The organism is Malaciobacter pacificus (genome assembly GCF_004214795.1).
GTDB classification, from domain to species: domain Bacteria; phylum Campylobacterota; class Campylobacteria; order Campylobacterales; family Arcobacteraceae; genus Malaciobacter_A; species Malaciobacter_A pacificus.
The window spans coordinates 381181-393919 of the sequence record NZ_CP035928.1; the positions used below are offsets into that span (position 1 = coordinate 381181).

12 protein-coding genes are annotated in these 12739 nt (G+C 27.5%); 7 read left to right on the top strand and 5 right to left on the bottom strand.

Going from position 1 to position 12739, the window contains the following annotated elements:
* The first annotated feature begins 31 nt into the window (after positions 1-31).
* Entirely contained in the window at positions 32-901 is an 870-nt protein-coding gene (locus APAC_RS02000) for an AraC family transcriptional regulator (RefSeq protein WP_130232522.1), read from the top strand.
* A 56-nt stretch (positions 902-957) separates the two neighbouring features.
* Positions 958-1032, top strand: coding sequence for a pyrroloquinoline quinone precursor peptide PqqA (gene pqqA, locus APAC_RS13505; RefSeq protein WP_130234565.1), 75 nt, complete (start codon positions 958-960; stop codon positions 1030-1032).
* A 42-nt stretch (positions 1033-1074) separates the two neighbouring features.
* Here pqqA and APAC_RS02010 read toward each other — a convergent pair whose 3' ends face one another.
* Positions 1075-1734, bottom strand: coding sequence for a response regulator transcription factor (locus APAC_RS02010; protein WP_130232523.1), 660 nt, complete (start codon positions 1732-1734; stop codon positions 1075-1077).
* The gene (locus APAC_RS02015) at positions 1731-3602 is read right to left on the bottom strand and encodes an FIST N-terminal domain-containing protein (protein ID WP_130232524.1); all 1872 of its coding nucleotides are present in this window, start codon (positions 3600-3602) and stop codon (positions 1731-1733) included. Before APAC_RS02015 ends, APAC_RS02010 begins: the two co-directional genes overlap by 4 nt.
* 274 nt (positions 3603-3876) lie before the next feature.
* On the opposite strand from APAC_RS02015, the gene APAC_RS02020 reads away from it, so the two are divergent.
* Both APAC_RS02020 and APAC_RS02025 read left to right on the top strand, forming a co-directional pair.
* On the top strand, positions 3877-5373 hold the full coding sequence (locus APAC_RS02020) for an aldehyde dehydrogenase family protein (protein WP_130232525.1): 1497 nt from the start codon (positions 3877-3879) through the stop codon (positions 5371-5373).
* Between the two features lie 131 nt (positions 5374-5504).
* The gene (locus APAC_RS02025) at positions 5505-5888 is read left to right on the top strand and encodes a DUF779 domain-containing protein (RefSeq protein WP_130232526.1); all 384 of its coding nucleotides are present in this window, start codon (positions 5505-5507) and stop codon (positions 5886-5888) included.
* Here APAC_RS02025 and APAC_RS02030 read toward each other — a convergent pair whose 3' ends face one another.
* Together APAC_RS02030 and APAC_RS02035 are read right to left on the bottom strand one after the other, a co-directional pair.
* On the bottom strand, positions 5889-6278 hold the full coding sequence (locus APAC_RS02030) for an ExbD/TolR family protein (RefSeq protein ID WP_130232527.1): 390 nt from the start codon (positions 6276-6278) through the stop codon (positions 5889-5891).
* Positions 6278-6748, bottom strand: coding sequence for a MotA/TolQ/ExbB proton channel family protein (locus tag APAC_RS02035; RefSeq protein ID WP_130232528.1), 471 nt, complete (start codon positions 6746-6748; stop codon positions 6278-6280). Before APAC_RS02035 ends, APAC_RS02030 begins: the two co-directional genes overlap by 1 nt.
* A gap of 64 nt (positions 6749-6812) precedes the next feature.
* On the opposite strand from APAC_RS02035, the gene APAC_RS02040 reads away from it, so the two are divergent.
* Positions 6813-7667 (top strand): 1-aminocyclopropane-1-carboxylate deaminase, encoded by an 855-nt coding sequence (locus tag APAC_RS02040; RefSeq protein WP_130232529.1) that lies wholly within the window; start codon positions 6813-6815, stop codon positions 7665-7667.
* Here APAC_RS02040 and APAC_RS02045 read toward each other — a convergent pair.
* Positions 7664-10804, bottom strand: coding sequence for an EAL domain-containing protein (locus APAC_RS02045; RefSeq protein WP_130232530.1), 3141 nt, complete (start codon positions 10802-10804; stop codon positions 7664-7666). The two genes, APAC_RS02040 and APAC_RS02045, sit on opposite strands and share 4 nt — an antisense overlap.
* A 118-nt stretch (positions 10805-10922) precedes the next feature.
* Here APAC_RS02045 and APAC_RS02050 point away from each other — a divergent pair, with 118 nt between their 5' ends.
* Positions 10923-11432: a shikimate kinase gene (locus APAC_RS02050; RefSeq protein WP_228255933.1), complete on the top strand. Its 510-nt coding sequence runs from the start codon at positions 10923-10925 to the stop codon at positions 11430-11432.
* The gene (gene hisD / locus APAC_RS02055) at positions 11432-12727 is read left to right on the top strand and encodes a histidinol dehydrogenase (protein WP_130232531.1); all 1296 of its coding nucleotides are present in this window, start codon (positions 11432-11434) and stop codon (positions 12725-12727) included. The genes APAC_RS02050 and hisD overlap by 1 nt, the downstream gene beginning before the upstream one ends.
* Positions 12728-12739 lie beyond the last annotated feature (12 nt).

The window sequence follows — 12739 nt, forward strand, 5'->3', positions numbered from 1 at the left end:
TTTATATTTTGTTTATGCTAAAATAATTGTTATGAAAAAAGATACTTTACAAAAAAGAACAAAAATAGCCAATGACATTATGTTTTATATTTATACTCATATTGATACAAATATCGATATTGAAGAGCTTAGTATTGATTTAAATGTTAGTAAATTCCATATGCATAGAATTTTTAAAGAAGCATTTGGAAAAAATATTTATGAAAGTATAAAATCAATTAGATTACAAAAGGCATCAAATTTACTTTTAACAAATAAATATTCTACCATTTCTGAAATTGCAAATGAGTGTGGATACTCTTCTCAATCATCATTTATAAAAACTTTTAAAGATAGATTTGAAATGACTCCAAAACAATGGAGAAATGGAGGGTATAAAAATTATTCTCAGAAAATTTTACAACAATCAGCTGTTGCTATGAAATCAACTGCAGATTTTAGCGATAAAATACCAGAAATAGTAAAAATGCCTTCCTTTGAGAGCTTTTATATTAGAAATCCAGGATACAATTCAAATATAAAACAAGCATGGCAAAAATTACAAACATGGATTTTATCAAATGATATTCATGAATATAAACAAATTGCACTCTTTCATGACAATCCAACAATTACACCACTTGAAGAGTGTCAATATATCGCTTGTATTGTTACTAATGAGAATATAAAAAGCGATAGATTACCAAATTTTAAAATTTCAGATGGAGTTTATGCGAAATTTGATGTAGAAGGAAAACAAGGGGATATTCTAAAATTTATTCACTGGGTTTATCATGAATGGCTTCCCAAAAGTGAATTTGAAACTACTACAAAACCATCTTATGTAATTTATAGAAAAAACAATTTTTTAAGTAGCGATAATCAATTTGATTTAAGTTTTTATGTATCAATAAAATTTTAGTAGCAAAATTTTTTAAATATGGTATAATTTTCATTATACCAAAGGAGGTGATAATCATGAAATGGGAAAAACCACAATTCGTAGATAATAGATTTGGATTTGAAGTTACAATGTATATTTGTACTAAGTAATTTTATAATTCAAGTACAAACAGTTAGCATTAGGCTAACTGTTTAATTAGGTCTTTCAACCATATATCCACTACCTCTTATATTTTTAATAAAATCTTCTTTTAGTACTTTTTTTACTCTATTTACTTCAGCTCTAATTGTTGCATTATCTATATAATCGTCATTCCAAACATAAGTTCTAAACATATCATAATTAACAACTAAACTTCTATTATGAGCTAATAGTTCTATAATTTGTAATTGTCTTTTTGGCAAGATATGAGGTTCATTATTAAAATATAAAGTCATTGATTCTGCATCAAAACTATAAGATTTTGACAATCTTTTATGTTTTTGAGGGGCAATGTTAGTTTTTAAAATTTTATTAATTCTTAGTGTTAATTCTCTTAAATGAAATGGCTTTTTTAAATAATCATGACAACCAATATCAAAGGCTCTTGTTATCTCTTCTATATCAATTAGTGCAGATATATAGATTGTAGGAACCATTCTTTTTTGTTCATGTAATTTTTCTAATATGGTAAGTCCATCTACATTTGGTACATTTATATCTAGTATTAGTAAATCAAATTTTTCATTTTCTAATATTTCTAAACATTTTAGTCCATCTGTTGTTGCTGTGATTGCATGTCCTGTTGAAGTTAAATAATCTGTGATCATTTCGTTTAACATTACATCATCTTCTAAAAGCAAGATTTTCATTTTTCTATTCCTTTAAATGTATATGTAAATGAAGCAAAGTTTTCCCCAGATTCAAGTCTAATTCCAACATTTTCTTCACTGCAGATTCTTTTTACTAAATTTAATCCTAGTCCAAATCCATCTTGTGACTCTTCTTCTCTGTAATACTCTTCAAATATTTGCTGAGGATCTAAAATTTGAACTGAACGACCTTCAAATACTAAGTCACATTCTCCATTTGGATGAAGTTTTAATTTTACATTAATATTCTCATTTGGCAAGGTATATTTAATTGCATTGGTTAGGTTATTATCAACAATTCTTTGAAGTTTAATTTCATTAAAGTTTAAATTTATCTCTTCTTTATTTGATGAAAAATTTAATGTAGCTTTTGATTTTATAGCATTTTGGGTATAAAAATCAATTCTACTTCTAACAAAATCAACTAAATTTATTTCATGAACAGCTTGATTAACTTGATTCTTTTTAACTAAGTAACTTAAATCATCATATATACTAAATAGATTTTTCATTGCTACTTCAATATTTGATAAATACTTGTTCTTACCAAACTCCATTTCATACATATCAATATTTCCCATTATAACTGAAAGTGGAGTATTAGTTTCATGAATTGCATATTTTAAAAACTGTTTTTGAGATTCGATTAGATTTTGTGCATATTTATGCCCTTGTTCTAATTTTTCTGATTGATCGTTATAATCTTGAGAAGATTGTTGAATTAAATGAGTTAGGGCTTGTAAACTTCTTGCATAGTCACTTAGTCTTGTATCATTCTCTTTAACTTCATCACCTTTAACTTTTTTAGGTTTTTTTTCACTTAATGCTAAGACAGTTAATGTTTGATTTAAAAGTTCATTACTAGATCTCTTTTTATTGTGATAAAACTCCCCATAAGTAAAAAAACCAGAAGTAGTAGCTACTTTTGAAAATGGGCTGATTTCAATATCTATTAGATTTGGCATATATCTTCTTCTAGCCATACAAGAAAAAATAAAAAATGATTCACTATTTGCAACGGCACAAGATTTAAAAAGTGATTGAATAGGATTACTCATAATCATTTCAACATTACCAAAACCTAATTTTACAACATCACCTTCATTTAAATTTCCTGCAAAACTTAAACTTCCATCATCATGTTTATTTATTACAGCTCTAGCTAAAGGAATACCATTTTTTTTGACGATTAATGGAAATTCTATTCCAGTTGCAGGTAGTGCATGTGCTACATAATCCCCTAAATATTTTTTATAAAAATCAATTGGTTTAAGTCCAGATATTTGATAAACTCTATTGCCATGAACTTTTTCAACTACATGATCTATTCCTATGGGTGACCAATTAAAATTATAGGCACTACAAGCATTTAATTCTTCAGAGTTTAAAGAAACTCCTACTGCTCCATCACTTAATATAGTTTCATTAGAACAAATAAATGTTTGTTTAAATGTAGCATTATCAGCAGCCATCCCACCACAAACTATTACCTTTTCATTAACTGAACTAATACCATTTAAAAACTCTTCACCATTTGTAGTATATGGATTACAAAATGTAATTATAACTTTTGTATCAGGCATACAGAGTTTTTTAGCTAGTTTTACTCCATTTTTAAAGGAATCTTTTTCTGTTGCATATGCTGTTTTAATTTTTGTATTTTCAAATATTGAAAAAGATATCACGGTTTTTAAAGTACTAATATTGCTATTATTAATTTCTCCATCTGTTGATGAACCAATCAAAATAGCATGTGGAAGTTTTTTTCTTAACACCTCTACTATTTTTTCTAATTTATCTTTTGTTTGACCACAATATATCTGAATTAATATATTTTCCTTGTCTTTAAAATTATTGAAATCTATCATCAAGTCAAGAGGCTGGTTCTTAATTGTATAATTATAAGTCTTCATAAAAAAAATTGTAGCAAAAAAAATAAAAAAAATAAAGAAAAAAAAGCTCTTTAGAGCCCCTTTTTATGGTAAATAAGTAAAAAAAAATCTAATGCTATACTTAGGCTATACTTAGGCTAAACTCACGCTACATTTCTCGTGTAAAATTTCATCAAGCGGAAAAATTGCTTAGGATAATTAAGAGTTTTTCTCCTAATTAAATAAAACAATAATATTAAAGGATTTAAAAATGATCTATAGCAGACCAGAATATAAAGCTCAGTATGAGAACTTCATCGGTGGAGAGTGGGTTGCTCCAAAGAGTGGTGAGTACTTTGACAATATTTCACCAGTTGATGGTAAGAGCTTAACACAAATTCCAAGATCAAATGAAGAAGATGTAGAATTAGCTATTCAAGCAGCAAAAACTGCATTTGCATCATTTAAACACACTTCTGTAGTTGAAAGAAGTACAATGCTAAACAAAGTTGCAGACGCAATTGAAGCTAACCTAGAAGCTTTAGCTATTGCTGAAACTTTAGACAATGGTAAAACTGTAAGAGAAACTTTAGCAGCAGATGTACCTTTAGTTGTAGATCACTTCAGATACTTTGCTTCAGTAATTAGAGCTGAGTCTGGAACAGTTGCAGATTTAGATGAAAATACAATTTCACAAGAAGTTTATGAGCCATATGGTGTTGTTGCTCAAATTATTCCTTGGAACTTCCCACTATTAATGGCAGCTTGGAAATTAGCTCCTGCATTAGCAGCAGGTAACTGTGTAGTTATGAAGCCAGCAAGTGCAACTCCAATGTCAATTTTATTATTAATGGAAACAATCCAAGATGTATTACCAAAAGGTACTGTAAACATTATTAATGGTTCAGGTGGAAAAATTGGTAAATTCTTATCAACTCACCCAGACATTAAAAAAGTAGGATTCACTGGTGAAACAACTACTGGTCAATTAATTATGCAATATGCAACTGAAAATATTATTCCTTCTACATTAGAATTAGGTGGTAAATCTCCAAATGTATTCTTTGAATCAATTATGGATGCTGATGATGAGTTCTTCGATAAAGCAATTGAAGGTCTAGTATTATTCGCATTTAACTCAGGAGAAGTTTGTACTTGTCCATCAAGAGCATTAATTCAAGAATCAATTTATGAGCCATTTATGGCAAGAGTTTTAGAGAGAGTTAAAGCAATTAAATTAGGTAATCCTTTAGATACTGAAAACATGATGGGTGCTCAATGTTCTCTTAACCAAAAAGAGAAAATTATGGAATACATTAACATCGGTAAAGAAGAAGGTGCTGAGTGTTTAATTGGTGGAGATGTATTAGAATCAGAAGTAAATCCAGATGGTTTCTATATTCAACCAACAATCTTCAAAGGTCATAACAAAATGAGAATTTTCCAAGAAGAAATTTTTGGACCAGTACTTGCTGTTACAACTTTCAAAGATGAAGCTGAAGCATTAGAAATTGCAAATGACACAATCTACGGATTAGGTTCAGGTGTATGGTCAAGAGATGCTCACCAATTACATAGAATGAGTAGAGGTATCGAAGCTGGTAGAGTATGGGTTAACTGTTACCATATGTACCCATCTCACGCATCATTTGGTGGATACAAAAAATCAGGTATCGGTAGAGAAACTCACATGATGATGTTAAACTCTTACAGACACACAAAAAATATCTTAACTTCTTACAGCAAAAACGCTTTAGGATTCTTTTAATAGGTATTAGACAAAAGAAATTCCCTTTTGGGAATTCTTTGTCCTTTTATTTGTTTTCTTTAGTGATTTAGTGTAAAATTAGTACAGAAAACAAACTTATATTCCTTATAGGGACTTACAAGGATAAAATCATGGATACAAGAAGAGTAACTGTTACTCCTGAAGCTTCAGAAGTGATAGAAATGTTAAAAAAAGAGCATGGAGAGCTTGTATTTAACCAAAGTGGTGGTTGTTGTGATGGTACTGCTCCTATGTGTTATGAAAAAGGTGATTTTTACGTTCCAAGTAGAAATGTTAAAATGGGTGAGATTTGTGGTTGTGAGTTTTTTATAGACCATGAACAGTTTGAGTATTTTAGACACTCACAAATTATTGTTGATGTTAAAAAAGAGCAAGGTGCATTTGGAAATTCATTTTCTATTGAAATAGACCATGGGTATCAATTTTTAACAAGATCAAGAATTTTTACAGACGAAGAGTATTTAGCTTTAAAAGAAGAGGAAGAAAAGAAGTAGTTACTGCTTTTCTTCATTTGTAACTAATGCTAAGTTAGTTAAATCATATTTTTGTAATAAATCTAAAAGTTTTACAACTCTTTCATATTCTACTTTTTTATCAATTCTAACAATCACTGATTTATCTTTATTCTCAATTGCTTTTAAATTATCCTCAAGTGATTCAAAAGATACTTCAATCCCTTTTATAGCAAGCTTTTCACGACTAAGTTCTATAAATACTTGTTCTTTATCTATTTTCATCTCATCTGCACTAGAAGTTGGTAAATCTAGTATTAGTGCAAGTTCATCTTTTTTAAATACAGAACTAACAATAAAGAAAATTAATAGAATAAATACAACATCAATAACAGGTGTTAAATCAATCCCTAATGGTTCTCTTCTTTTCATTAGAATTTACCAATAACCTTTTTTGCTTTTAATTCAATTGAATCAATTTGAGAAATAAAGTGATTATAGGCAATATGATGTGGAATAGCTACAATAAGTCCTGCAATTGTAGTAATAAGAGCTATTGCAATACCATTTGAAAATACAGTTGGGTCTCCTAATCCATTTGCTGTAATAGCTTCGAATGATTGGTAAACACCAATAACAGTTCCAAGTAATCCAAGAAGCGGAGCAATTGTTGCAATATTTTTAATATAAGTAAGACCTGATTCTAATTTTTTTACCTCATACTCAATTTGTGCATATATTGAATTTTCAGGATCAATTCTATTTTTAATTTTTTCAATAATTGCATTTTTTCTAGGAAGTGTAAAAAATTTCCATAAAATGATAGTAAATCCAATAATATTTAGTGCAATTAAAATATAAACAATAATTCCACCTTTATCAATATATTCCATTAAATCCATAGTTTTTCCCAATAAAGTTTTTGTTATTCTACTAAATTTTTATTAACAGATGGTACAATTTTATATGAACTTACAAAACTCCCCTATACAAAAAGTAAAATTTAATAAATTTGAATACTATGTTAAAAGAGATGATTTATTAAACAATGACTTTTCAGGAAACAAAGCTAGGAAGTTTTATCATTTTTTAGTAAATGATTTTCCAAATATCAAAAAAGTAGTCTCTCATGGTTCAGCCCAATCAAATGCAATGTATTCATTAAGTGTTTTATGTAAGTTAAAAAATTGGAATTTTGAATATTATGTTGATCATATAGCAACTTTTTTAAAAGAAAATCCTATAGGAAATTATAAAGCTGCACTACAAAATGGTATGAAAATTTTTGAAAAAGAGTTAGCAAAAAAGTTTGATGAAAATACACTTTTTATAAGTGAAGGTGGAGCAGTTAAAGAGGCTAAATTAGGAATTGAAAAATTAGCTAAAGAGATTGAGTTTTGGGCTAATGAAAATCAAATAAAAAAGCTAAAAGTTTTTTTACCTAGTGGAACAGGAACTACTGCACTTTATTTGCAAAGATATTTGAGCTTTGAAGTAATGACATGTGCTTGTGTAGGCGATGAAGAGTATTTACAAAAGCAGTTTGAATATTTAGAAAATGATAATTTCCCAACAATTTTAAAAAGAGAAAAGAAATACCATTTTGGAAAATTGTATAAAGAGTTTTATGAAATTCATAAAGAACTTATAAAACAAACAAATATAGAGTTTGATTTACTTTACGATAGTTTAGGATGGCTTGTTTTTGAAAAATATGTAAAAGAAAACTATGATGAAAATACAAAATATTTGTATATTCATCAAGGTGGTATACTTGGTAATACAAGTATGATTCAAAGATATATCTATAAATATGATTAGTTAAAATTTTTTATAAATTCTATAAATTCATCTTCTCTTAAAGCTTTAGAATATAACCAACCTTGTATTTCATCACAAGCCTCTTTTTGTAAGAATTGTTTTTGCTCAATTGTCTCTACACCTTCTGCAATAGTTTTAACTTCTAATCCATTTCCTAAAGCTAAAATAGTTTTTGCAATTGCTACATCTTTTTTATTTGAAGGAAGACCACTTACAAAAGATTTATCAATTTTCAATTTATCAATTGGAAATTGTTTTAAATAGTTTAATGATGAATAACCAGTTCCAAAATCATCAATAGCAAGTTTTATCCCAAGATTCTTTAGATTTTTTAAAATAATTAAAGACTCTTCAATATCTTCCATAATATAACTTTCTGTTAATTCTATTTCTAAATTTTGTGGACTTAATTTTGAGTTTTCTAATTCTTTGATAATGGAAGCTAATAAATCACTATGTTTAATTTGAATACTAGAAATATTAATAGCAATTATTCCCTCATTTAATAAATTTAAATCACTTAGTTTTTTCATAAAATTACAAGCTTTATTCAAGACAAATTCACCAATAGGGATAATTAATCTACTCTCTTCTGCATGGGAAATAAATTCACTAGGGAACACTAAACCTAATTTTTTATGATTCCATCTAATAAGTGCTTCAGCTCCTACAACTTTATTTTCTTTTATATCTATTTGAGGTTGATAATAAATTTCAAACTCTTCATTTTTGATAGCTTCAGTTAACTCTTGTTTCATAGTGATTTTTTCAAAAATTTCACTTGTCATTTCATTTTTATAAAATTGATATTGGTTTTTGCCACTATTTTTTGCACTATACATAGCAGTATCTGCATGCTTAATTAAATCTTCTACATTTAGTCCATTGTTTGGGAAAATAGAAATTCCAACACTAATAGTAATATCAAAAATATATTTTTCAATTTTTATTGGTTCTTTAAAATCAGCTACTATTTTTTTTGCAATTTTAGTAATATCTTTATGTTCTATTAAATCTTCAATTACAATTATAAATTCATCTCCACCAATTCTTGAAATAGTGTCATTTTTCCTTATATTCTTTTGTAATCTATTTGCAACGTAAGTAATAACTTCATCTCCTATTGAGTGGCCATAACTATCATTAATCAATTTGAAGTTGTCAATATCTATAAAAAATATTGCTAATCTTTGTTTTAATTCATTCGCTTTTTCTATAGATTTTATAAGTCTAGCTTTTAGTAAAAGTCTATTAGGAAGATTTGTTAAAGGGTCATGATGTGCTAAAAATTCAATTTTTGCATTTGAGTTTTTGATTTTTGTTATATCTGAAAATAGAGCAACATAATTTAATATATTTCCTTCTTTATCCTTTACAGCACTTAGATTTAACCATTCAGGGTAAAGTTCTCCTGATTTTTTTCTATTCCAAATTTCACCTTTCCAAGAACCTTTATTTTTTAATTCTCTCCATAAAAATTTATAAAAATCTCTATCATGTTTCCCTGATTTTAATATTTTTGGATTTTTTCCTTTTATATCTTCAAATGAATAGCCAGTAATTTTTGAAAAAGCATTATTTACTGAAATAACTTTTGCTTTTTCATCTGTTATAATAATTCCTTCTGTTGTGTTTTCAAATACAATATCAGAAAGTTTTAATTTTTTTTGGATTTTTTGCTCTTGAGTTATATCTTTAAAAATGCAGTGAGTTCTTAATTCTTTATTTACATTTGATAAAGTTCCAGTGAAACTAACAAGTATAATCTCTCCATTTTTTTTCTTCATTTTTATTAATTCATTTTCAATATGCATATTTTTTAAAAAGTTTGCAAATAGAAATTTTAAAGTTTCATAACTTTCATCTGTAAAAATTGAAAATTTTTGACCTATTACATCATTTTTTTCATAGCCAGTAATTTCTAACCATTTTTTATTTACATTAGTAATAATTCCTTTTGAATCCAAAGATTGATAAGGGTAAGGTACCTCTTCGTATAAAAGTTTAAAATTATTTTCAATACTTTTATTTGTATTAGCAATTTCTGAAATATTTGTAAAAAGTAGCTTGATTATTGTATTACCCATAACATCATTATAAATTACATTTAGTTGAAAAATATTTTTGCCAATTTCTATAATTTCATTATCTTTAAAACTATTAGATTTAATTTTTTTATAAATTAAATCCCATCTTGCTTTTGAAATAATTGTTGTGATGTTCTCATCAATTCTTATGTCAAACAGATTTGAGGCTTTGGGGTTAAACCAATAAATTAATTGTTCTTCTTCATTGTCAAATAATTCAATAACCGCTTCATTTAAAGAATTAAAAGTATTTTTTACATCTTTTAATTTTGATTCTAAAAAAAGATTGTAGTTTCCTTTTATATTATTTAAAATCTCTTTTGAAGTGATTATAAAATAATTCGAACTATCTTTATCAAAAATTAAAGCTCTTCTTATATCTTTCTCTCTCATGATTTTTACTATTTCAAATAAAGCTTTTTCACTATCAAAGTAAATCAGTTGTTTGTGGGCAAATTGTTCAATATTAAGTTTTGTATCAATATGTTTTTGTGCAAGATTTACAACATCGCTCTCTGTTAAAATACCAATGGGTTCATTCTTATCAAAAATTAAAACAGAGCCAATGCCTTTTGTTCTCATTAAATCAAGGGCATTTTGAATTGAAGAGTTTTTTTGTAAAGAGATTACTTTTTGTTTATTTTTAATTAAATCTTTTGCTTTTATATTTGTTTTAAAAATATCCTGTTCAAATTCAAAAATAATTTTTTCTTGAATAATAGAACCTTTGTAGTCACCCTCTTTGTCTAAAATTATAACTCTTCTTATTTTATGATTTAACATAAGGCCTAAAATATAATTTATTTTTCTACTTTCTTTTGCACAAATCAATTTTTTATTTGCAAAATTTATGGCTTTTGAATTTAAATCGATGTGCTTAGCATATAAAAAAAGAATATCTCTTTCTGTGATAATACCTACAGGTTTTTTTCCATTAAGTAAAACGAAATGTTTAGTATTGTTTTTTATCATTTCATCAAGAATTTCTTGTAAAGTTACGTCATGATTTATTGAGTCTTTAATTTCTGAAATGAATTTTGTTAATGCCATGTTTTTGCCTGTTAATAGAGAATAGAAGTCATAATTCTACCAAAAATAGTTATAATTTGAACTAATAAAATTTACTACATTAAAAAAATTTACTATAAATTGGATATAATCCCTAACTATGAAAAAGAACAATATAATATTAATAGGTTTTATGGGTGTTGGTAAAGGTACAGTAGCACGTGCGTTAGTTAATAAATCAGGCATGATGGCTATAGATACTGATGATATTATTGAAAGTATGGAAAATAGAAAAATTAAAAAAATTTTTGAGCTTGAAGGTGAACCATATTTTAGAAATTTAGAGAAAAAAACTGCTAAGTGGCTTGCTAAAAATGTAAAAGGAACTATCATCTCAACAGGTGGTGGATTTTATAAGCAAGAAAAACTAAATGAAATTGGAAAAGTAGTTTATCTAAAGTCATCTTTCCAAGGAATACTAGATAGAATTCACAGTGCGCCAAATGCTGCTAATAAACTTAAAAAAAGACCATTATTACAAAATATGGAAGCTGCAAGTAAGCTTTTTGATGAAAGAGCACCTCAATATGAAGCAGTTGCAGATATTATTGTAGATGTAGAAAAGAAAGATATAAATTTAATAGTTGAAGAAATTTTAGGACAAGTTTAATGAAAATTATAAATACAAGTGACGCAAATTTTAAGAATGAATTTGATGCAATTTTAGCAAGAGCTAAAAGTGATATCAAAGGTGTTTCATCAATTGTTATGAATATAATTGATGAAATTGTAGAAGAGGGTAATGAAGCTTTAAAAAGACACATCGAAAAGTTTGATAAATGGGAAGTTAAAAGTGATGAAGAGTTACTAATTTCACAAGATGATATGAAAAAAGCTTATGAAAATATTGATGATAAATTAAGAGCTGCACTGCATACTGCTTATGATAGAATTAAAGCATACCACGAAAAACAATTGCCAAAATCATGGTTAGATTTTGAATCAAATGGAACAATTTTAGGACAAAAAGTAACTGCAGTTGATAAAGCTGGATTATATATTCCTGGTGGAAAAGCAGCATATCCAAGTTCTCTTTTAATGAATGCAGTTCCTGCAATTGTTGCTGGTGTTGAAGAAATCGTAGTATGTACTCCAACTCCTGAAAATGAAGTAAATGAACTGTTACTTGCAGCTTGTCACTTATGTAAAGTTTCAAAAGTTTATAAAGTTGGAGGAGCTAGTGCGATTGCAGCTATGGCTTATGGAACGCAAACTATTCCTAAAGTTGATGTAATTACGGGACCTGGAAATATCTTTGTAGCTACTGCAAAAAAATTAGTATTTGGTGAAGTAAATATTGATATGATAGCAGGTCCAAGTGAAATTGGAATACTTGCAGATGAAACAGCAAAACCTCACTACTTAGCAATTGATTTATTATCTCAAGCAGAGCATGATGAGATGGCTAGTTCAATTATGATTACAACTTGCGATAAAATTGCTGAATTAACTAGCAATGAAGTTGAAGAGTATTTAAAAACTTTAAGTAGAGAAACAATTGCTAGAAAATCTATTGAAGAGCGAGGAGCTATTATAGTTGCTTCAAATATGGAAGAAGCAATTGAGCTTATGAATGAAATCGCCCCAGAGCACTTAGAGGTAATGACTAAAAATGCTTTTGAATTATTACCATACATCAAACACGCAGGTGCAATTTTCCTAGGTGAAAATACTCCTGAGCCAATTGGTGATTATATAGCAGGTCCAAATCATACACTACCAACAGGAAGTACGGCTAAATTTTATAGCCCATTAAATGTTGAAAACTTTATGAAGAAAAGTTCAATCATCAATTTTTCAAAAAATGCAATTGATGAGTTAGGTGAAGCGTGTGCACTATTAGCAGATACAGAAGGTTTAACAGCTCATGCTAAATCAGTTAGAGTTAGATTAGAAGATAAATAAAAGAAAAAAGAA

What these genes read in the sequence shown, in the direction of transcription:
- APAC_RS02000 (WP_130232522.1), top strand. Translation starts at nt 32, where the DNA reads ATGAAAAAAGATACTTTACAAAAAAGAACAAAAATAGCCAATGACATT.
- APAC_RS02010 (WP_130232523.1), bottom strand. Translation starts at nt 1,734, where the DNA reads ATGAAAATCTTGCTTTTAGAAGATGATGTAATGTTAAACGAAATGATC.
- APAC_RS02015 (WP_130232524.1), bottom strand. Translation starts at nt 3,602, where the DNA reads ATGATAGATTTCAATAATTTTAAAGACAAGGAAAATATATTAATTCAG.
- APAC_RS02020 (WP_130232525.1), top strand. Translation starts at nt 3,877, where the DNA reads ATGATCTATAGCAGACCAGAATATAAAGCTCAGTATGAGAACTTCATC.
- APAC_RS02025 (WP_130232526.1), top strand. Translation starts at nt 5,505, where the DNA reads ATGGATACAAGAAGAGTAACTGTTACTCCTGAAGCTTCAGAAGTGATA.
- APAC_RS02030 (WP_130232527.1), bottom strand. Translation starts at nt 6,278, where the DNA reads ATGAAAAGAAGAGAACCATTAGGGATTGATTTAACACCTGTTATTGAT.
- APAC_RS02035 (WP_130232528.1), bottom strand. Translation starts at nt 6,748, where the DNA reads ATGGATTTAATGGAATATATTGATAAAGGTGGAATTATTGTTTATATT.
- APAC_RS02040 (WP_130232529.1), top strand. Translation starts at nt 6,813, where the DNA reads ATGAACTTACAAAACTCCCCTATACAAAAAGTAAAATTTAATAAATTT.
- APAC_RS02045 (WP_130232530.1), bottom strand. Translation starts at nt 10,804, where the DNA reads ATGGCATTAACAAAATTCATTTCAGAAATTAAAGACTCAATAAATCAT.
- APAC_RS02050 (WP_228255933.1), top strand. Translation starts at nt 10,923, where the DNA reads ATGAAAAAGAACAATATAATATTAATAGGTTTTATGGGTGTTGGTAAA.
- hisD (WP_130232531.1), top strand. Translation starts at nt 11,432, where the DNA reads ATGAAAATTATAAATACAAGTGACGCAAATTTTAAGAATGAATTTGAT.